18 protein-coding genes are annotated in these 24730 nt (G+C 40.9%); 14 read left to right on the forward strand and 4 right to left on the reverse strand.

Annotation, left to right across the window (positions count from 1 at the left end; all coding sequences use genetic code 11):
• Position 1: 1 nt before the first annotated feature.
• Genes rng through tldD form a run of 4 tightly spaced genes read left to right on the forward strand, consistent with a single transcriptional unit; the run spans position 2 to position 7587 of the window.
• Positions 2 to 1474, forward strand: coding sequence for a ribonuclease G (gene rng, locus ADS77_RS12995; protein WP_054204835.1), 1473 nt, complete (start codon positions 2 to 4; stop codon positions 1472 to 1474).
• A complete protein-coding gene (locus tag ADS77_RS13000; protein WP_054454807.1) occupies positions 1474 to 5322 on the forward strand; it encodes a YhdP family protein in 3849 nt (1282 codons plus the stop codon). Before rng ends, ADS77_RS13000 begins: the two co-directional genes overlap by 1 nt.
• A gap of 10 nt (positions 5323 to 5332) precedes the next feature.
• Positions 5333 to 6151, forward strand: coding sequence for a carbon-nitrogen hydrolase family protein (locus ADS77_RS13005; protein WP_054454810.1), 819 nt, complete (start codon positions 5333 to 5335; stop codon positions 6149 to 6151).
• Positions 6148 to 7587, forward strand: a complete 1440-nt coding sequence (gene tldD, locus ADS77_RS13010) for a metalloprotease TldD (protein WP_054204833.1) — start codon at positions 6148 to 6150, stop codon at positions 7585 to 7587. Before ADS77_RS13005 ends, tldD begins: the two co-directional genes overlap by 4 nt.
• Before the next feature lie 63 nt (positions 7588 to 7650).
• On the opposite strand, the gene ADS77_RS13015 is transcribed toward tldD, so the two are convergent.
• A complete protein-coding gene (locus ADS77_RS13015) occupies positions 7651 to 8544 on the reverse strand; it encodes a LysR family transcriptional regulator (RefSeq protein ID WP_054204832.1) in 894 nt (297 codons plus the stop codon).
• Positions 8545 to 8657: 113 nt separating this feature from the next.
• Here ADS77_RS13015 and ADS77_RS13020 point away from each other — a divergent pair, with 113 nt between their 5' ends.
• The 5 genes from ADS77_RS13020 (at position 8658) to ADS77_RS13040 (ending at position 12787) form a co-directional block, all read left to right on the forward strand.
• Positions 8658 to 9062 carry a hypothetical protein gene (locus ADS77_RS13020; RefSeq protein WP_054204831.1) on the forward strand — a complete coding sequence of 135 codons (405 nt, stop codon included), beginning with the start codon at positions 8658 to 8660 and terminating at the stop codon, positions 9060 to 9062.
• A gap of 412 nt (positions 9063 to 9474) precedes the next feature.
• Complete coding sequence (locus ADS77_RS13025; protein WP_054204944.1) at positions 9475 to 10575, forward strand: alkene reductase; 1101 nt, start codon at positions 9475 to 9477, stop codon at positions 10573 to 10575.
• A 35-nt stretch (positions 10576 to 10610) separates the two neighbouring features.
• The gene (locus ADS77_RS13030; protein ID WP_054204830.1) at positions 10611 to 11150 is read left to right on the forward strand and encodes a YbhB/YbcL family Raf kinase inhibitor-like protein; all 540 of its coding nucleotides are present in this window, start codon (positions 10611 to 10613) and stop codon (positions 11148 to 11150) included.
• 18 nt (positions 11151 to 11168) lie between these two features.
• Complete coding sequence (locus ADS77_RS13035; protein WP_200909647.1) at positions 11169 to 12104, forward strand: polysaccharide deacetylase family protein; 936 nt, start codon at positions 11169 to 11171, stop codon at positions 12102 to 12104.
• 101 nt (positions 12105 to 12205) lie between these two features.
• Positions 12206 to 12787, forward strand: a complete 582-nt coding sequence (locus tag ADS77_RS13040) for a DUF2799 domain-containing protein (RefSeq protein WP_235575779.1) — start codon at positions 12206 to 12208, stop codon at positions 12785 to 12787.
• Positions 12788 to 12930: 143 nt separating this feature from the next.
• On the opposite strand, the gene ADS77_RS13045 is transcribed toward ADS77_RS13040, so the two are convergent.
• Together ADS77_RS13045 and gorA are read right to left on the reverse strand one after the other, a co-directional pair.
• Positions 12931 to 13758 carry a mechanosensitive ion channel family protein gene (locus ADS77_RS13045; RefSeq protein ID WP_054204828.1) on the reverse strand — a complete coding sequence of 276 codons (828 nt, stop codon included), beginning with the start codon at positions 13756 to 13758 and terminating at the stop codon, positions 12931 to 12933.
• Between the two features lie 167 nt (positions 13759 to 13925).
• Positions 13926 to 15287 carry a glutathione-disulfide reductase gene (gorA, locus tag ADS77_RS13050; protein ID WP_054454812.1) on the reverse strand — a complete coding sequence of 454 codons (1362 nt, stop codon included), beginning with the start codon at positions 15285 to 15287 and terminating at the stop codon, positions 13926 to 13928.
• Positions 15288 to 15417: 130 nt separating this feature from the next.
• Here gorA and prlC point away from each other — a divergent pair, with 130 nt between their 5' ends.
• The 5 genes from prlC (at position 15418) to ADS77_RS13075 (ending at position 22174) form a co-directional block, all read left to right on the forward strand.
• A complete protein-coding gene (prlC, locus tag ADS77_RS13055) occupies positions 15418 to 17469 on the forward strand; it encodes an oligopeptidase A (RefSeq protein WP_054454815.1) in 2052 nt (683 codons plus the stop codon).
• A 120-nt stretch (positions 17470 to 17589) separates the two neighbouring features.
• Positions 17590 to 18771, forward strand: coding sequence for a PleD family two-component system response regulator (locus ADS77_RS13060; RefSeq protein WP_054454817.1), 1182 nt, complete (start codon positions 17590 to 17592; stop codon positions 18769 to 18771).
• A gap of 57 nt (positions 18772 to 18828) precedes the next feature.
• Positions 18829 to 19584, forward strand: coding sequence for a class I SAM-dependent methyltransferase (locus ADS77_RS13065; RefSeq protein ID WP_054204824.1), 756 nt, complete (start codon positions 18829 to 18831; stop codon positions 19582 to 19584).
• A 118-nt stretch (positions 19585 to 19702) separates the two neighbouring features.
• Positions 19703 to 21628: a methyl-accepting chemotaxis protein gene (locus ADS77_RS13070; protein ID WP_054454818.1), complete on the forward strand. Its 1926-nt coding sequence runs from the start codon at positions 19703 to 19705 to the stop codon at positions 21626 to 21628.
• Positions 21629 to 21700: 72 nt separating this feature from the next.
• On the forward strand, positions 21701 to 22174 hold the full coding sequence (locus tag ADS77_RS13075; protein ID WP_054204822.1) for a peroxiredoxin: 474 nt from the start codon (positions 21701 to 21703) through the stop codon (positions 22172 to 22174).
• Positions 22175 to 22279: 105 nt separating this feature from the next.
• On the opposite strand, the gene ADS77_RS13080 is transcribed toward ADS77_RS13075, so the two are convergent.
• On the reverse strand, positions 22280 to 24427 hold the full coding sequence (locus tag ADS77_RS13080; protein ID WP_054454819.1) for a S8 family peptidase: 2148 nt from the start codon (positions 24425 to 24427) through the stop codon (positions 22280 to 22282).
• Positions 24428 to 24730 lie beyond the last annotated feature (303 nt).

Here is a 24730-nt window from a genome sequence, read left to right on the forward strand (position 1 = left end):
CATGAGTATAGAATTACTGATCAACGTCACTCCGAGTGAAAGTCGTGTTGCTTTGATAGAAAATGGCGTATTACAAGAGATCCAACTAGAGCGAATTGGTAACTTAGGGATTGTTGGTAATATTTACTTAGGTAAAATTAGTCGCGTATTGCCGGGTATGCAAGCCGCATTTGTTGATATTGGTTTAGACAAGGCTGCATTTCTACATGCATCAGATATCGTTAATAGTGCTTCAATTGTAGAAGGCGTTGACGATCAACCAATAAAAAAAGTGCAAGACATCCGTGAGCTAGTTCGTCAAGGACAGTACATTATGGTGCAAGTGGTAAAAGATCCACTGGGTACTAAAGGTGCGCGTTTAACCACAGACATTACAATTCCTTCGCGTTATTTAGTTTTTATGCCGGATGCAACTCACGTGGGTGTGAGTCAGCGCATAGAAACAGAAGAGGAACGCGCGCGATTAAAAAATATTGTTGCTGATTATTCCGATGAAAACGGCAGCTTTATTGTTCGCACAGCAGCAGAGGGTGCAAACGAAGCTGAACTGCGCCACGACGCACAGTTTTTAAAAAAATTGTGGGAAAAAATAGTCGCAAAACGCAAAAAAACCAGCAAAGAAAGCATCCTTCATGAAGACTTAACTCTCGCATTTAGAACCTTACGTGATTATGTAGGTGAGGACATGGAGCGCATTAGAGTTGATTCAAAGTTAACATATGAAGAACTAAAAGCCTTCACTGCTGAATTTGTACCGATACTCTCAGAGGTGCTTGAATACTACCCAGGTGAGCGTCCGATTTTTGATTTATTTGATGTTGAAAACGAAATTCAAAAAGCACTACATCGTAAAGTGGAACTTAAATCAGGTGGGTATTTAATTATCGACCAAACTGAAGCAATGACCACGGTTGATGTAAATACAGGTGCCTTTGTTGGTCACAGGAATTTAGAAGAAACCATTTTTAATACTAATGTTGAAGCTACTTCGGCAATAGCTCGTCAGCTTAGGTTACGAAATTTAGGTGGCATAATCATCATCGATTTTATTGATATGATTAGTGAAGATCACAAACGCCGCGTATTACATTCACTGGAGTCGGCACTGGGTAAAGATCGTGCTAAATCAAACATTAATGGCTTATCTGCGCTTGGTTTAGTTGAAATGACACGAAAACGAACGCGAGAAAGCTTAGAGCATATTTTATGTGATGTGTGTCCCGCGTGTTCAGGACGAGGTTCGCAAAAAACAGTAGAAACCGTTTGCTATGAAATACTGCGTGAAATTGTACGTGTGAACAGAGCATATGCAGCAGACAAATTTATGGTTTATGCAGCACCAGCTGTGAGTGAGGCCTTGATTAATGATGAATATCATAACCTTGCAGAGCTTGAATTATTTATTGGCAAGCAAGTAAGCATTCAAACCGAAAGCCTCTATAGTCAAGAGCAGTTTGATGTGGTTATGATGTAATGAAAGCAAAGACGGCCTGTTTTTTTTGTATCCGTAAGTTATGGCAAGCCTGTGCTATAACATTGGTGCTGCTGGCCGTTATTGTGTCCGTATTAAAATATACACTCCCGTACGCTAATGATTATAAAGGTGACTTAGAAAATTACCTTTATGAAAAGTTTGCCGTTAATCTGTCAATTGGCGCTATCTCAGCGAGTTGGCATGGCAAAGGACCCTCTATTGTATTGGAAGAAATTTCCTTTGAAGATAATCAAACATCACCTATAGCATTGACGATTGCCAAAGCAAGCTTTGAGTTAAATGTATGGGAAACCATCAAAACGCAGCAATTAAAATCCAGCTACTTTGTAATTAACGGCTTTCATGCCAATGTTAATATACCGAGCATGTTGGATTCAAAAAGTACGGATGTATCTTTTGAGCAAAAAGAACTAATTGAAGGTTTATTCCTAGGTGAAACCGGGCATTTTGCTGTAGAGAATAGCAGTCTTAATTTTATGCTGGGAGATGGTAAAGATCGCCGTTTAATTCTTGAAAATATTGTTTGGCAGAACGAACCTGAACAGCATCTAGGAAGTGGTACTTTGGCTTTGCCGGGGATTTCGGTTGGCACGTTTGATGCGCGTTTAGCGCTCGTTGGCACTACTTTAGAAAGCATGGCTGGTGATGTTTATATACAAGCTGGCAATGTTGATGTTTCTAAGTGGCTTGCGCAATATATTAATGCTAGTAAAGAGCAGCTCAATTCAGATATTAATTTAGAGTCTTGGGTGAGTATTGAAAAAGGCTTAATTAAAGATGTCACCGTTAAATGGCTACCCAGCTATATTAATTGGCAGCAAGATACAAAAAATCACCAATTTAGCTTAAGTGAAGGGGGGTTTCACCTTTATCCATTTCAGCAAGGTTGGCGTTTAAAAAGTACGGGTTTAGGCATTAAAAATGATCAGCAATATTGGCCTGATTTTCAATTTGAAGCGCAACTAGATAAAAAACAAAAGCAGTTTTGGATACAGCAACTTGATTTTGACTTGGTTTCAAAACTGGCTCAATTAAGCAACTTTGCAGTCCTTGATCAACTTATCAACCTTCAACCAAGTGGGCAAGTTGATTACGCTTACTTTCAATATTCGTCTCCTGAGCAATGGCAATTATGGTTTGAGGCGCAGCGGCTAGGCTGGCTTACTAAGCAAGGTATTCCAGGCGCGCAAGATTTACGTATTGATGGATTGTTAAATCAAGACTATGGGCGTATTAACTTATTTGGCGAGCATAACCAATTACTCACCGGCGATACGTTTAGTCATCCAATAAAATATAATCAGCTCAATATGCAAATTGATTTGGCCAGCAGTGAGCAAGGCTGGCAGATAAGCAGTGATAATATTTGGCTTGATAATGATGAGGCAACAATTGCCGCTGAAATGAAGCTTAGCTTAGGGGGGCAACCTAGGCTTGATTTATACGCCGAAGCATTCGTTCCTAACGCGAGTATTGTAAGTCATTACTTCCCACTCCCAGTTATGACCAATAGTTTAGTTGATTATTTAACTGGTGCGATTAAAGGGGGAGAAATACCACAAGCGCAAGTGTTGTTTTCAGGGCCATTAACAGGTTTCCCGTTTGCTGATAATTCAGGGCAGTTTGAAGTGTTAGCCCAAGTTGAGCAAGCACATTATCAATTTGCGCCTAATTGGCCTGCAGTGACAAAAGGTAGCGCAAAGCTGCATTTTGAAAATGAACGTATGGATATTTACTCTCAACAAGGTGAACTTGTTAATTTAGCCGTGGGTAATGCAGTGCATGTGAGTATTGCAGATCTAATGGATGCAGACATTCTTAATGTTAAAATTAACAAACAAGCAGATGTAAAAAAACTATTACCTTTTTTTAAAGCCACCCCCATTGCAGATCCTCTGGCAAATGTATTTGAAGTGATCCAAGGCCAAGGTGAAGCGAGTGCGGATATAGAGTTGTTGGTTGATTTAAATGACCTGAATGTAAATGCCAAAGGGGTTGTTAACTTAAGCAAACTCCCCGTTTATTTAGCGCAACCAGGCGTACAATTAGAGCAAGTAACAGGCAAACTGTATTTTAATGATGACCATATAAGCTTAAAAAATGCCGAAGCAACGTGGTTAGGTATGCCGCTTAAGGTTAACTTTGATGGTAAAAGTATCAAAGATAGCTACCGTGGTGATGTGGACATTAAAGCACAATTAAACGCACACACCTTGATTAAGCACGGGCAAGGTCTTTTAAAAGACTATTTAAGTGGCGAAAGTGAAGTTGCTATAAATATAGGGCTTAATTTTTTAGCTGATGGTTTTAATTATCATGCCAACGTGAGCTCTCAACTGAAAGGGCTCAAAAGTGAATTACCTGCGCCTTATACCAAAAATGCAGAGCAAGTTTGGCCACTTAGCGCCGTTATTCAAGGCGATAATATTTCAAACTTGATCACTGCTAATATCAATAAAAACGTGTACTTTAATGGGATTTTAGCCAACGACACTGGCCAACTCAGCAATGCTCATTTAATTTTAGGGGCACAAGATTTAGGTTTGAACCGTGAAAACTTAACGGTAGCGATCAATTTAGATCAAACCGATCTGCTGCCATGGCTTGGTTTAATTAAACAAATAGTGAGCATTAACCAAACAGCATCTGATGCTCAAGGAGTACTTCCTCCCCTCAGCGAAGTGGTTGGCAAGGTGCAGCAATTAACGATCGCGGATATTGCATTTAATGATTTCGAAATGCGTTTAGCGCCTGTTGATAACGACTTAAGTTTAAAGCTGAACGCCAAAGAATTACGCTCGCAGGTGTTTATTCCTTTAGGGCAATTAAGTCGTCCTATCCATATTGCTACTGATTATTTAAGAGTTAACTTTACGCCTTCAAATGACAACTCCAATATATCAACAATTCCTGAAAACTATACATGGTTGAACGATTTACCCGCAATAGAATTTGAGTGCGCAGACTGTAAAGTGGCAAGCTACCAACTAGATAAAGTGAGCGCATCGTTTTATGGTGATGGGCAAAAACTAACGGTATCAGAATTAGTTGTTGATAAAAGTAAGCATATTTTACGCGCAAAAGGCGAATGGAAAAATGGGCTCACACAGTTTAATGGCAATATGCAAAGTACTGACATAGGTGAATTATTTGATGAATTTGATATAACCACCACAGTTAAAGACTCAACCGCAGATATTAAATTTGATTTAGCGTGGCAAGATGCGCCTTATCAATTTGATATACCCAGTTTATCAGGGGATTTAGATTGGCAATTAGGCGAAGGTCATTTAGCTGAAGTCAGTGATGGTGGAGCGCGGGTGTTTTCATTACTGAGCCTAGATTCATTGGTGCGTAAGCTTAAGCTCGACTTTAGAGATGTTTTTTCAAAGGGATTTTTCTATAACAGCATGCAAGGCACTATGCAGTTGGACAAAGGCATTGCTTATACACAAGACACTAAAATGGATGGTGTACCCGCAGATTTAACCATTAAGGGCCACACTAACCTTAATACCATGGAAATTGATTACGACCTAGCGGTTGCCCCGCAAGTAACCTCAAGTATTCCCGTGATAGTTGCGTGGATGGTAAACCCTGTTACCGGTTTAGCTGCGTTGGCGATTGACAAAGTACTTCATTCTGCACGGGTTATCTCGGAAATAAATTTTAAAGTTAGCGGCAGTATGAGCGATCCTGTTGTACAGGAAGTTGATCGTAAAAGTCGCGAAGTAACTATTCCGCAAGCTGCACAAAATCAGCCACAAGCAGCGCAAAAGTCTCATGAGTTAACACTCAAAGACGCCGCAGTGACAGCCACTCAATGAGAGTTTTATTATGCAACCAATGATAGTTGCTATGCAGATGTGCTCAGGCGTGTGTGCAGATGAGAATATCAATCAACTTAAACAACTACTTGTAAAACTCCCTAAAACACGGCCATTACTGGTGTGTTTACCTGAGAGCTTTTTAGTGTTTGGCAAAAGTGGCCAAGATGCATTAGCCGTAGCAAAGCAAAGTGATTATTATCAACAGCAATTAAGTGCTTTGTGTCGTTTACATGATATTTGGTTAGCAGCAGGCACATTACCGATCAGTGCTAACAATGATCGCTATTTTGCAGCATCGCTACTATTTAATAGCAGTGGCGAGGTGTTAGCGCAGTACAACAAAATTCATTTATTTGATGTTGATGTGGCGGATGGCACGGGTTCATACCGAGAATCAAACTTCACACAAGCAGGTGAAAACGTGGTCGTGGTTGATTCTCCATTTGGTAAAATCGGCCTCACAGTATGTTATGATCTTAGATTCAGTGGTTTATTTAGTGCATTGCAACGTCAAGGGGCTGAAGTTATTTTAGTGCCTAGTGCATTTACTACGGTCACTGGCGAAGCGCATTGGCAACCTTTATTAAAGGCCAGAGCGATTGAAACACAAAGTTATGTAATTGCCGCTGCACAAGCAGGGCAACATGAAAATGGCCGCGCAACATACGGCCACAGCATTATTATTTCTCCTTGGGGCGACGTCCTCAGTGAGCTTGCAAATGGCATAGGGTTTATTGGCTGCCAGCCAGATTTGAACCAATTACATGCCATTCGTCGAGATATGCCCGTGCAATCTCACCAACGATTTAGAGAGCATTTATTATGAATACGGTTGAACAGCATTTATTACACGACAGCCAGCTAAATCGAGAAGAACTCGAAAAAACGCTTGGTTTTATTCATCAGCATAATGTTGATTACGCTGATCTTTATTTTCAATCTAGTCACCATGAATCATGGGTACTGGAAGATGGCTTAGTTAAAGAAGGCTCTTACAACGTTGAGCGCGGTGTCGGTGTGCGCGCTGTAAGTGGTGAAAAAACAGGCTTTTCGTACTCAGATGCAATCAATCTTGAGGCGCTTAACAAAGCCGCTACAGCTGCGCGTAGTATCGCCGAGGCGGGTGAGAGTAAAGCAATTCAAGTCTTTAGTGATGTAAAAGCCAAGCAGCAGTTTGCACCATTACAGCCAATTCAAAGTATGAGCGATAACGACAAAGTAAGTTTGTTACGTGAGCTTGAAAATTATATTCGCGAACTAGCCCCAGATGCAGAGCAAGTGATTAGCTCAATGTCAGCCGTCTATGAAGAGATATTGATTGCCGCAAGCGATGGTACATTTGCTACTGATATTCGCCCATTGATCCGCTTAAACTGCTCAGTACTACTTGAAAAAGAGGGTCGACGTGAACGCGGTGGCGCAGGTGGCGGCGCACGTTTAGATTATGGTTATTTTAAAGAGTTAGTCGATGGCAAACCACGTTGGATGGAATACGCAGAAGAAGCTGTTCGCCAAGCAAAAGTAAACCTAGAAGCCATTGATGCACCCGCTGGTAGTATGGAAGTGGTACTTGGTGCAGGCTGGCCTGGCGTATTACTACACGAAGCTGTTGGCCATGGTTTAGAAGGTGATTTTAACCGTAAAGGTGCATCAGCATTTAGCGGTAAAGTAGGTGAGAAAGTCGCATCTGAGTTATGTACTGTGGTAGATGATGGCACTATAGCCGATCGCCGTGGTTCACTTAACGTAGATGATGAAGGCACACCAGCGGCTTACAATGTGCTGATTGAAAACGGTATTTTAAAAGGGTATATGCAAGACAAGCTAAATGCACGTTTGATGGGAGTAAACCCAACAGGCAATGCGCGCCGTGAATCATACGCCCATTTACCTATGCCACGTATGACCAACACCTACATGTTAGGCGGCGAGCACAGCCAAGCAGATATAATCAGTACTGTTAAAAAGGGTATCTTTGCACCAAACTTTGGTGGCGGCCAAGTAGATATTACTTCAGGTAAGTTTGTATTTAGTGCCTCAGAAGCGTACTTGATCGAAAATGGCAAAATCACACAACCAATTAAAGGCGCAACTTTAATTGGTAACGGCCCAGAGGTAATGCAACAAATCTCGATGGTAGGTAACGATTTAGCGCTTGATAAAGGCGTAGGCGTATGTGGTAAAGACGGTCAAAGTGTTCCTGTTGGCGTGGGTCAGCCAAGCCTTAAAATTGATAACCTAACGGTTGGTGGTACAGCTTAACTTTTGTAAGTATCGTATAGCCTCAAAATTAAAACCTTGAGAGCGCAGGCTCTCAAGGTTTTTTTATATTAACTGTTGCTGTAAAAAGTCCATAAAGGCCACAGCTTGCTTCGGCTGAAATTTACGAGACGGATAGACAAACTGTAAACCAATCTGTTCTTTATCTTTATTACTAAACCCCAGAATATGCTCATCTAATATAGTTACTAAGCCTCCGTTAGCTAAATCAACACTAATATCGACCAATGATTTAAGTGCAATGCCGGCTCCATCAATAGCCCATTGCCTGATAACTGAACCATCACAGCTACTCATGGCGACAGGAACACGTATTATTGTGTTTTTAAAATGCCAGTCATTCATCGGCTGGCCAAATCGTTCCATCACTAGGCATCGATGATCAGCTAAATCACTCGGTGATAAAGGTTGCCCATGTTGTTCTATGTAATCAGCTGAGGCGCATAGCACCCGTTTATTGGGTTTGATCTTACGGCTGATTAAATTACTGTCTGGTAAGTTACCAAAGCGGATAGCGACATCAATACCTTCTTCAACTAAGTTGATTAAGCCATCCGTTAAATGAAGATGTGGTTTTACTTGCGGATTAAGGGCAACAAATTTTGATAGTGCAGGGGCAACAAACTGCTTACCAAAATCAGAAGGGGCAGTGATTTTTAGGCTGCCTGAGAGCTCGTTGTCACTGATTGTGATGCTCTGCTCTGTGGCATCAACTTCAGCAATCACTCTTAAACAGCCCTGATAAAATCGCTCACCTGCATCAGTTAACTTAATGCTACGGGTATTACGGATCAATAAACGTGTTTGATAGTGGTTTTCGAGCTGATTAATTCGTGCCGTCATGCTCGCTGGCGATAAACCTATTTTTCGTCCTGCTGCCGCAAGTCCTGCGGATCTCACTACATGAACAAAAAGCTGCATATCATCAATTTTAGTCATTAACCCTCACCTTTATATTCAGCTTTTATGAATAGTCTTTTTAATATTAACTCAATTATCAAATTATTATAAACAATTAAACTGATTGTATTAAAAACGACAAGAGAAAACGAATGCGATTAGATCATGTATTAATTTCAAGTGCTGACTATCAAGCTATGCGTCACTTTTTTATCAGCTCAATTGGATTGACGCAAGGGTACCGCCCGCCTTTTTCGTTTGAAGGTAGTTGGCTATATGGCACCGATAATATTGCGTTGGTCCACTTAGTCAATGCTGCTGGAAATAAAGCACAGCAGCGTTATTTATCAGCGGTTAATACCAAAATGCAAGGCCGAGGTGTTGTAGATCATATTGCAATTCGCAGCTTAGGTTATCAAGTATTTAAGAATCGTTTAGATCAAACAGGAGTCATTTATTTTGAGCGCTCAGTGCCTGAGCTGCTAGAGCATCAGGTTTTTATTGATGGGCCTGAAGGGCTAAAAATCGAAATGCTATTTAATAGTAATGAAATTTAGTTTTAACCCTAGGGCGTGTTGACCTTTGTGGATTGAAATTTGTTCAATCTAGGGGCGATTTAATCGCGACGCGAGGTTTGGAATCGAGTGGGCTCGATAACTGCTCCTGCGTTATTCTACTGGCTCACATCTATGTGAGAATAAGTAAAAATCGAGCAAAGCTTGTGCGCCCTGCTCACGCCCCTTACCTACATCCATGTAGGCAACAAAGAGTCAATCGCCCCTAGGAAGAACCCTTTGGGCAGCGCGTGTTTGGTATTTATACTGCGTTATCGCCTATTTATGGGGAACACACACCATAGGCGCTGCCTTGCCTAAATACCAAATAGACTGCTGTAAAATCAATCACAAAAGGTCAACACGCCCTAATGTAAATTATTAAATAAGAGAGAAAATTATGTCTATAAAATCTATGTCTATAAAATCGTTATTCGATGCTAAAACAATTGGCGATACAACCCTTAATAATCGAATTGTTATGGCGCCTATGACCCGCTCACGCACAGCGCAACCGGGCGATATTCCAACTGAGTTAATGGCAACTTACTATGCTCAACGCGCAAGTGCTGGGCTGATTATTTCAGAGGCAACGCAAATTAGCCCGCAAGGCAAAGGCTATTCGTTCACGCCTGGTATTTACTCGCAGGAGCAAATTGAAGGTTGGAAACTCGTAACTAAAGCTGTGCACAACGAAGGCGGAAAAATATTTTTACAGCTGTGGCATGTAGGGCGTATGTCACATCCTTCATTTCATAGTGATGGCTTACCTGTTGCGCCATCAGCACTGGCTCCAGATGCACAAGTTTGGGTTGTGGGTGATGATGGACAAGGGCGCATGCTTGATTGCCCAACCCCACGTGCGCTTAACACTTTAGAAATTAAAGCAATTGTGACCGACTATAAACAAGCGGCTATTAATGCAATAAAAGCAGGCTTTGATGGTGTTGAAGTACATGGTGGTAACGGTTACTTAATTGACCAATTTTTACGACGCTCATCGAACAAGCGCCTTGATGAATATGGTGGCAGTCAAGAAAACAGAATACGCTTTGCGTGTGAAATTATCGCTGCAATTAGTGGAGCTATTGGCGCGGACAAAGTCGGTATCAGGCTCGCACCCTTTATAACCCAGCGCGGGATGGATGACAGTGAAGCTATTGAAACAATTTTACTCGCGGCAAATAAATTTGATGACATAGGCATTGCATATATTCACCTAGCCGAAGCAGATTGGGACGATGCGCCAACAGTGACACTCGAATTTAGAGAGGCACTACGTCGCGGTTTTAGTGGTGCTATTATGGTTGCTGGTAATTACACCGAACAAGCAGGGGCTGAGCTTATTAATAAAGGCCTTGCTGACTTTATTGCATTTGGTCGACGTTTCATTGCGAACCCTGATTTACCGTATCGCATTGAACACCAACTGCCATTGAGCAATATTACTGACCATACCACACTTTTTGGTGGCACAGCGGTAGGTTATACCGACTACCTTCCTTATCAGCAATAAATCAGGCTTTTAAAAAATAAAGACAAGGAATACCTATGTTTAATATAACAAAAACAGCTGCCGCATTAATACTGACCGGTTTGTTTAGTAATGTAAGTTTTGCTGCTGAATTTAATTTATCAAGCCCTGATTTACAGCAAGGTCAGGCAATAGCGAAGGCACAATATTGGAACCACTTTGGCTGTCAAGGAAGCAATATTAGGCCGCAACTTGATTGGCAAAATGCGCCTAAAAAAACCAAAAGTTTTGCAGTGACAGTTTATGACAATGATGCACCGACAGGCAGCGGGTTTTGGCATTGGGTAGTGTACGATATTCCAGCAAATACGAGCTCAATTGCATCCAAGTCATTACCACTTGGTGCTGTTGAAGGCAATACTGATATGGGCAAAGCTGGCTACTTTGGCCCTTGTCCACCAGAAGGAAGAAAGCATAATTACACTTATAAAGTATATGCATTGGATGTTGAAAAGCTTGATGTACCAAAGGGGGCAACGAGTGCATTAATTGGGTTTTTCATACACCAGCATGCCCTAGGTACAGCGAGTATCACGGTGGCGGCAGGTCCGCGTTAATTAACTTAGGATATACAGATGAAAATATTATCTCTGTTTACGTGTTTAACCGTATTACTTGGCAGTTTACCAACTAGCGCTGAACAGCTATCTGAAAAATCAGAGTTTTGGCCAGATAATGCACAGCTAGTGATCTCTATTTCAATGCAATTTGAAGCCACCGCACAGGATGCGACTGATGCTGGACCATTTCCTCAAATAGAGGTGGGCTATCACGATACTATTTCCCCAACATGGTTTCAATATGGTATGAACGAGGGGATTCCACGGTTGCTCGACTTATGGGATAAGCATAATATCAAAGTAACGTCGCACATGGTGGGCAGGGCTGTTGAGTTAAATCCTATGTTAGCCAAAGAAGTTGTTACAAGAGGGCATGAAGCATCTGGTCATGGTCAAGCGTGGACCCCGCAATATTCAATGACAGCAGAGCAAGAGCGTGCTTCATATATAAAAAGCGCCAATATAATTGAGAAAATAACGGGCACTCGCCCTGTTGGTTTTAATGCTTTTTGGATGCGACACTCAAAAAACACATTATCCATATTACAAAATTTAGGCTTTATTTATCACATTGACGACTTATCTCGTGATGAACCATCGTATACGCCTGTAAATGGTAAGCCTTTTGTTGTGGTGCCTTATACCTTTAGAAATAACGATATTGTGCGTTACTCGGGCAGCACAGCGATGACAAGTAAAGCCTATTTACAAGAACTAAAAGATGAGTTTGATGTACTTTATAGCGAAGGTAAAACAAGACGGCGAATTATGTCGATAAGTGCGCATGACCGTGTTGCTGGGACGCCTGCGAGAGTTAAAGCACTTGATGACTTTATTCTGTACGTCAAACAGCATCAAGGTGTTAAGTTTATGCGTAAAGACAATATAGCAAAATGGATCATGCAACAAACACAGGTGCCGACTAATCCAGCCAGAAAATTTAACGACTGATGAAATAGCACTGAATGATAGAGTAAACATACGCAGCTTTAGGGCCTATTGATATGGCCCTAAAGAAGGAATAGTATGCTTGCATATTCAAATGAAAACAGATGTTATTTTTTATGATTAAAAAATGTGTTTTTAGCCTAGCCCTTATTACTCTTAGCGGCTGTACGAGCCTATCGCAAGAAGAGTGCGCATACGCGAATTGGCAGCAGCTTGGCTATGATCATGGCCAATCAGGAAAAACTTACAGCCAAGGTGTTGATACCGTAACAGCCTGTCAGGAGTTTGGTATTTCACCTGACGTTGCACAGTATAAAGAAGGTTATAACAATGGCTTGCGATATTATTGTAAACCTGAAAACGGCTTTGCAGTGGGTATTCGTGGTGAGTCATTTAATGGTGTATGCAACAGCAAACAATTTCGAAAGGCGTGGGAAGAGGGCAATGATCGTTACCAAGTCGAAGTAAGAAAAACCGAAATAAAAAATCGGCTAGACACAATAAACAGACGACTTGAAGTAATCAGAAGCGAATTAAGCGCTGCAAATATATCGAGTAACGAACGTGCAGTATTAATTAACGAGCAAAGAGATCTTGATGATGAGCGCAATGATTTAAGAAGAGAGCGTGCGCTTATTCCACTGTTAAATAAGCTACCGTCAGTTCATATTGACTATGAACTATAAAAACCTTGGTACACACCAAGTTTAAAAGCGATGTGTACCAAGTGTATTATTTTAAGGCCTAAATTCAAGAGAATATTAAGCTCTACTTTGGCTGAAAAATAAACATGCCGCTGCAAATATTACTTCGCAAAGATTTACAGAGGCTAGCCTCGAGTCTCTTGTTTTTTTGCCTCGTTATACCACAGCGTCATAAAGCACTCTGTTAGTTTATGCTCTATTTGAAGCGCCTTGTCTGTTGGGCAAAATAGCGTAAAGCTTGCTTTAAACTCACCTATTTCAGTGGTGCCAAAATGAATTTCAGGCGCGGGGCCTGAAATTTTAGCATCCAGCTTTCTCTCAATAATTGAATTATAACGGCTTGCTACTTCTTCAAATTCTTCACAATGGCGTTTGGCTTCATCCATTAAATTTTCATAAATTGGATAAGGGTTAAAGCTTTCTTTACGGATAATAGTAAAGTGGTGTGTTGCAAAGCGTTTTACAAAGTTTAAATTTTTAATTGGGCTGGTGATCAGTTTATTATTTGGTATATATATGGTTTTTCTGGAAAATTGATAGGTGTGCATATCAATTTCATGCATAGTAGTTTTGATCCAATCAGTTTCAGCCACTTCACCATAATACTCACCAACTTGGATCCAATCGCCTATTCTAAATGGCCGTGTTGTTACCAAGTAGAAAAAGCCAATCACACATTGAATAAACTCTCGCGTAGCAAGTACAATCGCAACAGCAAATGCAGCAATAGACAGCGCAAAGTTTTGTATTTCAGTTGACCAAACAAACAGCAGTGATAACACCATCACAAAATTAATAAAATGCTTAATGTTGTGTGCAATGTAGCGAATGTCTTTTTCTTTTTTCTCAGCACGATTTCGCGCTAACTTATCAACAAGCATTTTTAGGATGAATGCAATTGTTAGCATTATCAATGAAATAAGAAATGGATGTAGTAGTATATCTTTGATCATAACTTCCTAATAGGCTGAATAAATTTAGCATTATCATAGTGGGCGCTTTATGAAACACAATGAAAGCATCGCACTTTTTACAATGGCTGTAATTTAACATTAATAACAACAAAAAACCCCTTAGAAAATTAATCCTAAGGGGTTTTTTATGTTAATAAGCGCAGGGCTTATCTCATCGTCACAAATTCCTCTGAGCCCGTTGGATGTAGTGCTACAACGGCGTCAAAATCAGCTTTGGTAGCGCCCATTTTCATAGCAACCGCAAAACCTTGGATCATTTCATCAACCGCAAAGCCTAAGCCGTGTAAGCCAACCACTTTCTCGTCAGGGCCTGCACACACTAGCATCATGTTACATGCTTGGCGGTGCTGGGTAACTGCAGTGTACATAGCTGCAAAGCTTGATTTGTACACTTTTACGTTTTCTTCACCGTACTGTGAGACTGCCTCTTGCTCAGTTAAACCTATCGTTCCAATCGGCGGGTGACTAAATACCACGGTAGGCACTAAGCTGTAATCCATTTTCAGATCATCTGGCATGTCTTTATTAAACAACCGCTCTGACAGTGTACGCCCTGCTTTTACTGCAACGGGTGTCAGCTCAATGCCGCCTTCGATGATATCGCCTACAGCATAAACATTTTTTGCTGTGGTATTTTGGTATTCATCAACTTTAACAAAACCGCTTTCGTTTACTTCAACACCAGCAGCTGCAAGGTTAATTTTATCGGTTGTTGGCTGGCGGCCAATTGCCCAAATTACTTGGTCAACGTTTTGGCTATAACCGTTTTCAAAGTGAATGGTTAAGCTACCATCGCTTTCTTTAACCACTTCTTTTGGTGAACATTCGGTATGCAGCGTAGGGCCTTCTTTAGCCATAATATCAACCAGTGTGTCGATTATATATGGGTCAAAGGTGCGCAGTGGTTTACTTTTACGAACAAATAAATGAGTTTCAGTGCCTAGGCTATGTAGTACGCCTGCGATCTCAACGGCAATATAACCAGCGCCCACAACAGCAACGCGTTTTGGTTGCTCGTTCAGCTCAAAAAAGCCATTTGAATCAATGCCGTGTTCAGCACCTGGAATATTTGGAATGCTAGGGCGACCGCCTACGGCAATTAAAATATGATCAGCTGTGTATAGTTCGCCATCTACTTCAACGGTTTTACTATCAATAAATTTAGCAAAACCTTTTATTACAGTAACCCCGTTTTTCGCTAGGCCATTATCATACCCTTTGTGAATACGACCAATATAAGCTTCGCGACTTTCAACTAATTTACTCCAGTTAAAACCTTTTACTTCAACATTAAAACCGTAATCAGGAGCATATAAATTAATTGCTTCAGCAATTTGAGCGCCATGCCACATTACTTTTTTTGGTACACAGCCTACGTTTACGCAGGTGCCACCCATATGTTTTGCTTCAATTAATGCAACGTTTGCGCCGCGCATTGCCGCACGGTTAGCTGAACCGATCCCGCCGCTTCCGCCGCCAATTGCAATGTAGTCAAAATGCTGAGCCATAGTTAGTCCTCAAAGATGAAATGATCATATTAACGTGATGATAGCACAAGGAAGACCTGTTAAAAGCCCCTTGTATTTCATCAGTTCGCCCCAACTTCAAAATGATATTCGCAATGATTTGAGAGCTAACATGACCGATTTAACAAATAACCCACTCGTAGGCCTTGAAGGCTTACCGCCATTTTCAAAAATTAAACCTGAGCATGTTGTCCCAGCGCTAAAACACGCAATAGAACAATGCCGTACAAAAATAGACGACGTGTTAGCTAATAAATCATTTACATGGAATGACTTGGTACTGCCACTAGAAGAAGTTGATGACAAGCTGTCACGTGTTTTTTCACCGGTATCACACCTAAATTCAGTATTAAACAGCGATGCACTTCGCGAAGCGTATGAGCAATGTTTACCGATTATTTCAGAGTATTCTACCTTTGTGGGCCAGCATCAAGGCCTCTATGAGGCATATAATGCATTGCACAATAGCGATGAATTTAAAAGCTTAACGACAGCTCAACAAAAATCGATCACTAATGCACTGCGCGACTTTGAGTTATCAGGTATTGCATTAGCGCCAGAGCAGCAAAAGCGTTACGGCGAAATCAGTGCGCGTTTATCTGAATTAGCAGCAAAATTTGGCAATAACGTTATGGACGCCACACTTGCTTGGCAAAAGCACATAACAGATGAAAGCGAATTAGCTGGTTTACCAGAGTCAGCATTAGCGTTGGCAGCAGAAACTGCAAAAAATAAAGAATTAGACGGTTGGGTGTTTACTTTAGATTTCCCATCTTACCTACCTATTATGATGTACGCCGATAATCGTGAGCTTCGTGAAGAAGCTTATACGGCATTTGTAACGCGCGCATCTGACCAAGGTCCGAATGCTGAGGAGTTTGATAACTCAGCGATTATGAGTGAAGAGCTAGCGCTACGTCATGAAATATCGCAGTTGTTAGGCTTTGCAAGTTATGCTGAAAAATCACTGGCAACAAAAATGGCTGAAACACCAGAGCAAGTATTCTCATTTTTAGAAGACTTAGCGGTTAAATCTAAGCCACAAGCAAAACAAGAGTTGGCTGAGCTACAAACATTCGCAAAAGAAAAACACGCTATAGAGCAGTTATCGGCATGGGATTACGCTTATTATGGTGAAAAACTAAAACAAGAAAAATACGCAATTTCAGACGAAGTACTGCGCCCTTATTTCCCAGCAGATAAAGTGCTAGGTGGCTTATTTGAAACAGTAAACCGTTTATTTGGTATTACTGTAAAAGAGCTGAATGACATTGATACTTATCACAAAGATGTACGCTTTTTTGAAGTTTACGACAGTAGCAATACGTTACGTGGCCGTTTTTACTTAGATTTATACGCGCGTGATCATAAACGTGGTGGCGCATGGATGGACGATTGCATGGGCCGTAAAATCCGTGCCAATGGCGAGCTACAAACACCGGTTGCCTACTTAGTGTGTAACTTTAATAAAGCGGTGGGTGATAAGCCTGCACTGTTTACGCATGACGAAGTAACAACCTTGTTCCATGAATTTGGTCACGGTATTCACCACATGCTCACCCAAGTTGATGCCGCGCCTGTGGCAGGAATTAATGGTGTTGCATGGGATGCCGTTGAGCTACCAAGTCAGTTTTTAGAAAATTGGTGTTTTGAAGAACAAGCACTTAATTTTATTTCAGGCCATTTTGAGACAGGTGAGCCATTACCAAAAGAGTTACTTGATAAGCTGCTTGCGGCTAAAAACTATAACTCAGGCATGCAAATGCTGCGTCAGATAGAGCTTTCACTGTTTGATTTTAGAATCCACAATGATTATCAAGCAGGAGGTGAATGCCAAATTCAAGCATCTTTAGATAAAGTGCGAGATCATACTGCAGTTGTTAAACCACCCGCGTTTAATCGTTTTCAGCATGGCTTTAGTCACATATTTGCAGGTGGTTATAGCGCAGGTTATTACTCATATAAATGGGCCGAAGTATTGTCAGCTGATGCTTTTTCTAAGTTTGAAGAAGAGGGAATTTTTAACGCTGAAACAGGTAAAGCCTTTATGCAGCATATTTTAGAAAAAGGCGGCAGCGAAGAACCAATGGAATTATTTAAAAACTTCCGAGGCCGTGAGCCAAATATAGACGCATTATTGCGCCATAGCGGCATTACTGCATAGTCAGTTTTTAAGTAAAAAAGCGCCTTATGGCGCTTTTTTACTATTTAGAGTAATAAATTGTCGCAAAATAATCCCTCCGTACTATGCTTTTTTAAGTAATTCATTAAAAGGGAATGGAGCATGACAAAACTGGTATTAGCGATTGACGATGATAAATACGTTCACCATGTCATTGAAGAATCATTAGCAGGGTTTTGTAAATTAATTCATGCAAAAAATGGCGAGGAAGGATTAAGGTTAGCATTAAAATATAACCCAGATATTATTTTACTCGATGTTGAAATGCCTGGTAAATCAGGTTATCAAGTCTGTACTGAATTAAAAAATAATGACCAAACCAAAGACACGCCCGTAATGTTTTTATCAGGAAAAAGTGAATTGCCCGAGCGTGTTAAAGGGTATAACGCCGGCGCTGCAGATTACATCGTCAAGCCTTTTAACGCACAAGAATTAATGGCCCGAATACAAGTGCTTTATGAGTATCGTCAGCATTCAAATAAGCTAAAAGATGATATTAAAAAAGCGGAGATCACTGCTGAAATAGCGATGACAGATTCAGGCGATATGGGGCGAATAATGCGCTATGTTGGGCAAAGTTATCATGCCCATGATATACAAACTTTATCTGAGTATTTTTTCGAATTTTTTAAACCCTTAGATCTTGAGGTTATTGTTGCTTTTTGGTATCAGGAAATAGGCGTTTTTTGTACTACAGATGGCTGTGTTTGCCCATTAGAGCAAGAGCTACTAGAGAAACATCGTTATGCTAACCGATTTGTTGATTTTAGCAGTTGTACAATTATTAATTTCCCTAAAGTATCTATTTTAATTAAAAATATGCCTTTGAGTGATGTAGCACTTTATGGCCGCTATAAGGATTTATTCCCGCACCTTTTAGAGGTTACTAACGCTAAAATTCAAGATATGGAAGTAAACGAAAAAGCACTTTCGCAAGCGCATAACGTAGGCAATGCCTTTTCAGAGCTATCAGAGTTAATGTTTGCAAACAGTGATACCCGAGAGCAGGCTGTGGATCAAATGACAGAGCAATTGTCAGAAATTCGTAAAACCATGCAGCAATATCCGGAGCTAGCCAATAATCAAGCGTTAGCCCTTAATGTTGAACAGTTAGAAAAAACACAGTTATTGTTTGCATCACTCAATGATGATTTAGGATTTGTAAAATATCAGCTTAACCATATTATTGACTCACGTACTGAATTAATTGATAGCTTAAGTAAAATAGCCACACCAGAGTTTACAGATAATATTACGTCACAAACTGATATTGAGCTATTTTAGTGCTATAGCGCTTTGCAGTTGATATACTTCGCGAGCTATTTACGGTCGGAGTTTATTTTGGTTATACAGTGTCCTTTTAAAGAATTACGTCATTATCTTACTGGTATTGAGCAGCGCTTTGGGCTTGAAAAATGGGCTGCAGAAACGTCTGGTTTTTCACTTCATTATGGTGAAGATGGTTTAACACTTCGTAAAACAGATGAGCCAAAGCTTGGCGCGATAAGCGTTGACTTTGTGACCGGGGCGGTTGCCCATAGGCGCAAGTTTGGGGGTGGTAAAGGTCAATCAATTGCTAAAGCGGTAGGGTTAAATAAAGGCGCCACACCAGTTGTACTTGATGCAACAGCAGGGCTTGGCCGCGATGGTTTTGTTTTAGCATCTTTAGGCTGTAAAGTGATTTTACATGAACGCCATCCAGTTGTTGCCGCATTACTTTATGATGGCTTAGAGCGTGCTTATAACGACATTGAAATAGGCCCATGGATGAAAGAAAACATGAGCTTAGTGTTTGGTTCAAGTCATACATTATTGGCCCAATGTGAAAGTATGCCCGACGTGGTTTACCTTGATCCTATGTTTCCGCATCGTGAAAAGTCTGCATTAGTAAAAAAAGAAATGCGGGTATTTCAAGACTTAGTAGGAGCAGACAACGATGCTGATGACTTACTTGAATTTGCATATCCTCTTGCCAGTAAGCGCGTTGTAGTTAAGCGTCCCGATTACGCGCCATTTTTGAACAACAAAACCCCCAGCATGCAAATTAAAACGAAAAAGAACCGCTTCGATGTTTATGTAAAAGCGGCAATGGTATAAGTCTTTTTTCTTATTAAATGTTTTTGTCCCCATTAATTTATGTGTTTTAGTGGTTTTTCATTAAACTGTCATAAATAGTTAATAGTGTAAGCGCGCAGTCATTCAGAGGAATCAACTCATGCGCGTGTCATCATTTACTCGTTTATTAGCTATTTTGTTGGCGCTCGCCAGTTTACTTTTAGGCGGTACTTTGTATTGGGCAAGTCAAACCTTAGTTAAATTAGAGCACCAAGATCAATCATATAACCAGCTAAAAAATAGTATATTAATTGATCTTGAAAGCTCGTTAGAAGATTATTTAGACCAAGGTGATAGCCAATATTTGGGGCAAGCATCTGATTTAATTACAGAGTTAAAAAACACTCAACTCACCATTTTACCCACGATTTTAAAGCAGCAGTTAAACTCACAACTGAGCCAACTTGATACAGATATAAAAGGCAAATACCGCGCTCTTGGTAAACTTTCAGGTAATGAAACCGCATTGCTGGATAATGCCTTGAGGCAAATGGCTGGATCAGCATCTTCACTAATTAGTTATGCTAACAAGTCTGCACAGCAAAATACGAATACACACACTTATTACCAACTCGCCAGTGATTATTACAGCGAAGTCACAACCTTGTCGCTTTTTACTTATCAATTGATCCTTAATTTTGATCAAGACACCCAAAAAAACTTACAGCAAAGCGTAAACAACTTAAACCACTTAGCACAGCAAATTGAAAGCCTTGAAAATTTAGGTGTGATGAGTGACGTTGATGAAGACAGTTTATTTATAGATGAAGAAGCTGAAGATTTAGCTGATGAGATAAAAGCAGAGTTAAGTAGTTGGCCTAATCGTTATCCGCGTGATTTAGCTAATACCATAGAGCAGGCTCAGCAGCGTCAAGTTGGTATACATGCTTTACGTAAGCAAATCAGTATATTGTCTGGCACAGTCATAAATGCAGAGCAACAACTTAAAGCCGAGCAAGGTATTTTAAAGCAACAAGTATTAGTGGTGTTTTGTGTTGCGATAGGCATGTTAGTGATACTTGCAGTGGGTGTATACGTTGTGCAGCGTAACCAAGTATTAACGCCGTTACGCCAATTACGAGATGGGTTTGCATTTTTGATTGAAAGCAATGAATTAAAAAATATTGAAAGTAAAAACCCAAAAACCGAAGTCGGTGAAATCGCTAATTATTTTAACCAACTAATTGAACAGCAACGTATTGAAGCGCAAGAGCGGGCACAAATGCTCAAGGTTGTTAACGATTTTATGCAAGAAATGAGTGTGCATTTGCACACGATTAGTCAGCAAACAGATGCTAGTCATCATCAAGTGGAGCAAAATCAAAGTTTACTGGCTGATATTCAACAAATAGGTGAGCAGGTAAATGCAATTAATGGTCAAGTTGCAGATAACGCCAAGCATACTTTCTCAGCAATGGATAAAAGCTTAGGGTTTGCAGAAAATATGCTAAGTGCAAGCTCGCATACACAAGAACGCGTAGGGCAAGGTTTACATAGCCTACAAGAGCTATTAAGTGGCGTACAAGATGTAGGCCAAATTATAGAGGTTATTCGGAACATTGCTGATCAAACTAATTTACTTGCACTTAATGCTGCCATTGAATCAGCACGAGCAGGGGAACATGGCCGGGGATTTGCGGTTGTGGCTGACGAAGTGCGTAAGTTAGCACGGCAAACACAAGGCTCATTGAGTGATATAAATAATCAGTTGAACCTATTAAGTGAAAATTCCACCATGGTCTCAACTCAAATTTCGGCGCTGGCAGATGATGCCCAATTGCAAACAAGTAATGCTCAAGATCTTAAACGCAACTCAGAAGGAGTGGCAAGTAGCGCACAAGATGCAAATAAAGTGGCATTTGATGCAATGGAATTAGCAAAGCAGCAAAACTCACTATTAGATAATTTTAGTCAATCAATGCAAAGCATGAAAGGGCAAGTGAGTGAATCAAGCAACTTAGTGAGCGACATTCACCAACGCTTGCAACAACAGATGCAAACAATCCGTGGTAGCTTGGGGTTATGATGGTAGGGTTGATTTTGCTTTTGTGATACTTTTAGTCGCAATGAATCCAGAGTCAATTTAAAAGGAAATACCATGATTTCTCAAAACCAAACATTACCAGCGGTTAGCCTTACACAATTAACCGAAGACGGCATGCAAACGCTGACCAACGAAACGTTGTTTGCGGGTAAAAAAGTAGTGTTATTTGCAGTGCCTGGCGCGTTTACACCCACGTGTTCAAATGCACATTTACCAGAGTTTATTACGCTTGCTGATAAAATCAAAGCCAACGGCGTGGATGCTATTTACTGCGTATCAGTGAACGATGCATTTGTAATGAAAGCATGGGGCGAAGCGCATAACGCACAAGAAATTGAAATGCTAGCTGATGGCGATGCCAGCTTTACAAAAGCACTTGGTTTAGATAAAGATACAGCCGGTTTTGGTGGTGTTAGATCAACGCGTTACGCAATGATTGTTGATGACCAAAAAGTGACAGGTCTATTTGTTGAGCAAGGTAAAGAGTTTGTAGTAAGTAGAGCTGAAGCGGTACTTGCTGAACTTTAAACTTGAAGAATAAAGCTAAACTAAAAAAGCCGAACTCTCGTTCGGCTAAAAATTACCAGGGGAACTGGCTAAGTTAGTAAGCGTGATTTTTACTCACGCTATACTTTATGGCTTGTACTGAGCGTCGATAGTAACACCTGAAAATGTACTATACGCATTAGCACTTAAATGCCATGTTCCAGCTTGTGGATTAGTAAAGGTACATGTTTCAGCGTTACCATTTTTGTACGGACGACAATCATAGCTAGACGTTGTTGGTCGGCTACCAGCTTTAACAAATAAATCCGCATCACCAGTACCACCAGACATAGTCACTGTAAAGCTTGCCATACCTGCTGGTACATCTAGCGTATAATGTTTCCATTGACCTGCACTTGCTGAAATGTCAGCAACAGTGCCGCCGCCAGCTTGTGGTGCACCCGTGCCACCGCCTGAAGTGGTTAGATTACCCACTAAACTAACAGCAGAGTAAGCAGAGTAACCGCGTAGCATTACATGATAAGTCCCAGCGGTAGGGTTATCGATAGAGCACTCTTCACTGTTGCCCCCTTTGTATGGGCGACAATCGTAAGTTGATGACGTTGGTTTGCTGCCTGCACGCACATACATATCAGCATCACCTGAACCACCGCTCATTGTAAAGGTCACGTTTGTAGCACCACTTGGTACAGTCATTGTGTAAAAAGTTTCGCTATTTGCAGCGCCGCTTAACCCCGTTTTTGCTTGGCCATCAGCAAGTTCATTACCACCTGGTGGTGTAGTACCACCTGACGCAGCAGTAACGGCCGCAGCGGCATCAACAATACCTGTACCACAGTTATTACATGTTGCAGCAAATGAACGTGTTGTTGATTTTAAGATGCTTTCAATTTCATCAGGCGTTGCATTTGGTTTAGCTTGCTTGATAAGTGCAGCAACACCGGCAACGTGAGGTGCCGCCATTGATGTACCTTGTGAGTAATGATAGCTGTCACCCGTTGGGCTAGATGAACCTGAGTTATGCGTTGAAAGCACACCTTCAGAATCATTAGCAAAGCTTTGCGCGCCACCTGGTGCTGCAACATCAATGTTAGAACCATAGTTTGAATAGTAAGCACGGCCACCATTACGGCCAACCGATGCCACATTAACAACACCACTACAGTTACCAGGGTTATAGTTTGCAGAGTTATCGTTATCATTACCTGCTGCAATAACAATTACAGTACCATTGCCACGAGCTTGATTGATTGCAGACTGAGTTGTTGAACTACAAGAACCCGCGCCGCCTAAACTCATATTAATTACATCAGCTGGGTTTGCGTTACTCGGTACGCCGGATACAGAACCACCTGATGCCCAAATAATACCGTCGGCGATATCAGACGTTAAACCACCACACTTACCAAGTACACGTACAGGCACAACTTTAGAATCATACGCAACACCAGCAACACCTTCGCCATTATTAGTTACAGCGGCAACAGTACCCGCAACATGAGTTCCATGCCAGCTAGAGTTTTGGTTAGATGCTGGAACTGGTTGGCCCAATTGATTTGTGCCACATTCACCAGTATTAGTTGCATCACCCGGATCGCGCGCATCGCTATCACGTGCGCCACCATCGTTAGCTACAAACGTATCTGAGATCATGTCATAGCCAGGTAAAAGATTGGCATTTAAATCAACATGTGGACGATAACCAGTATCAAGTACAGCAACGACTACACCGCTACCTGTTGCAGTATCCCATGCTGTTGGTAAGTTAAGACCACCCGCTTGCTCATAATAATGCCATTGATCGTTGTAACGCGGATCGTTAGGCGTAGCAAACGGCTGTAACATTTGGTCAATTTCGATGTATTCAACATTGCCAGATGCAATCATCTCTTGCATGAATTCTTGTGTTTCATCAGCGTTAAGGTTTTTGTCTACACGCATAACGTGATGATTACTTAATGCCATTGGGCGAACATATTGCGCCTTAACTTTAGCTTTCTTGCTTGTAAATGCACTCACAAAACCTTGCGCTTTTTGGTTCATCATTTGTGGGCTTGCGTCAGCAACCGAGAAAGTAGCCATATCATTACTGTTATTTTTATATTTAATGATAAAGCGAGTACCAAGTGCACTTTGCCCTTGAAGCTTAGCTGTTGTGTCAGCCATTGATGGCATGATTACTTGACTTGGATTAGCCATGCTTGATGATGCAGCGAAAAGTGTACCCAAAGTGAGGGCTACAGCGCATTTTTTAAATGTTGTACTTGTTGTCATAATTATCCCTAGATTGTTATTGGTTTCTTCGCAATGAGATGTCGCGAAGTGGTACAAAGGTAAATTATATGTTAAAAAGGTTAAAATAACGTTTTGTTATGTATGTCTCTACTTTGGTTATATGGAGATGTTTAAATGGCCAAATTTACTTATCTAATTGATTTTTAGCCTAGTATTTAATTATAAAGTGCTGGTTTTTTATTTTTATTATATTGTATCAGTTACATTTGTTGCTGTTATAAAAACAATCAAAGTTCTCCGCTGAGGTGTGAAACTTGTTATAATTAGCCAAATTTTTTAATG

It is taken from the genome of Pseudoalteromonas porphyrae (assembly GCF_001298125.1).
In the GTDB taxonomy this organism is placed as follows: Bacteria; Pseudomonadota; Gammaproteobacteria; order Enterobacterales; family Alteromonadaceae; genus Pseudoalteromonas; species Pseudoalteromonas neustonica.

Coding starts and splice junctions, on each gene's coding strand:
- rng (WP_054204835.1), top strand. CDS start 2: ATGAGTATAGAATTACTGATCAACGTCACTCCGAGTGAAAGTCGTGTT.
- ADS77_RS13000 (WP_054454807.1), top strand. CDS start 1,474: ATGAAAGCAAAGACGGCCTGTTTTTTTTGTATCCGTAAGTTATGGCAA.
- ADS77_RS13005 (WP_054454810.1), top strand. CDS start 5,333: ATGCAACCAATGATAGTTGCTATGCAGATGTGCTCAGGCGTGTGTGCA.
- tldD (WP_054204833.1), top strand. CDS start 6,148: ATGAATACGGTTGAACAGCATTTATTACACGACAGCCAGCTAAATCGA.
- ADS77_RS13015 (WP_054204832.1), bottom strand. CDS start 8,544: ATGACTAAAATTGATGATATGCAGCTTTTTGTTCATGTAGTGAGATCC.
- ADS77_RS13020 (WP_054204831.1), top strand. CDS start 8,658: ATGCGATTAGATCATGTATTAATTTCAAGTGCTGACTATCAAGCTATG.
- ADS77_RS13025 (WP_054204944.1), top strand. CDS start 9,475: ATGTCTATAAAATCGTTATTCGATGCTAAAACAATTGGCGATACAACC.
- ADS77_RS13030 (WP_054204830.1), top strand. CDS start 10,611: ATGTTTAATATAACAAAAACAGCTGCCGCATTAATACTGACCGGTTTG.
- ADS77_RS13035 (WP_200909647.1), top strand. CDS start 11,169: ATGAAAATATTATCTCTGTTTACGTGTTTAACCGTATTACTTGGCAGT.
- ADS77_RS13040 (WP_235575779.1), top strand. CDS start 12,206: ATGTTATTTTTTATGATTAAAAAATGTGTTTTTAGCCTAGCCCTTATT.
- ADS77_RS13045 (WP_054204828.1), bottom strand. CDS start 13,758: ATGATCAAAGATATACTACTACATCCATTTCTTATTTCATTGATAATG.
- gorA (WP_054454812.1), bottom strand. CDS start 15,287: ATGGCTCAGCATTTTGACTACATTGCAATTGGCGGCGGAAGCGGCGGG.
- prlC (WP_054454815.1), top strand. CDS start 15,418: ATGACCGATTTAACAAATAACCCACTCGTAGGCCTTGAAGGCTTACCG.
- ADS77_RS13060 (WP_054454817.1), top strand. CDS start 17,590: ATGACAAAACTGGTATTAGCGATTGACGATGATAAATACGTTCACCAT.
- ADS77_RS13070 (WP_054454818.1), top strand. CDS start 19,703: ATGCGCGTGTCATCATTTACTCGTTTATTAGCTATTTTGTTGGCGCTC.
- ADS77_RS13075 (WP_054204822.1), top strand. CDS start 21,701: ATGATTTCTCAAAACCAAACATTACCAGCGGTTAGCCTTACACAATTA.
- ADS77_RS13080 (WP_054454819.1), bottom strand. CDS start 24,427: ATGACAACAAGTACAACATTTAAAAAATGCGCTGTAGCCCTCACTTTG.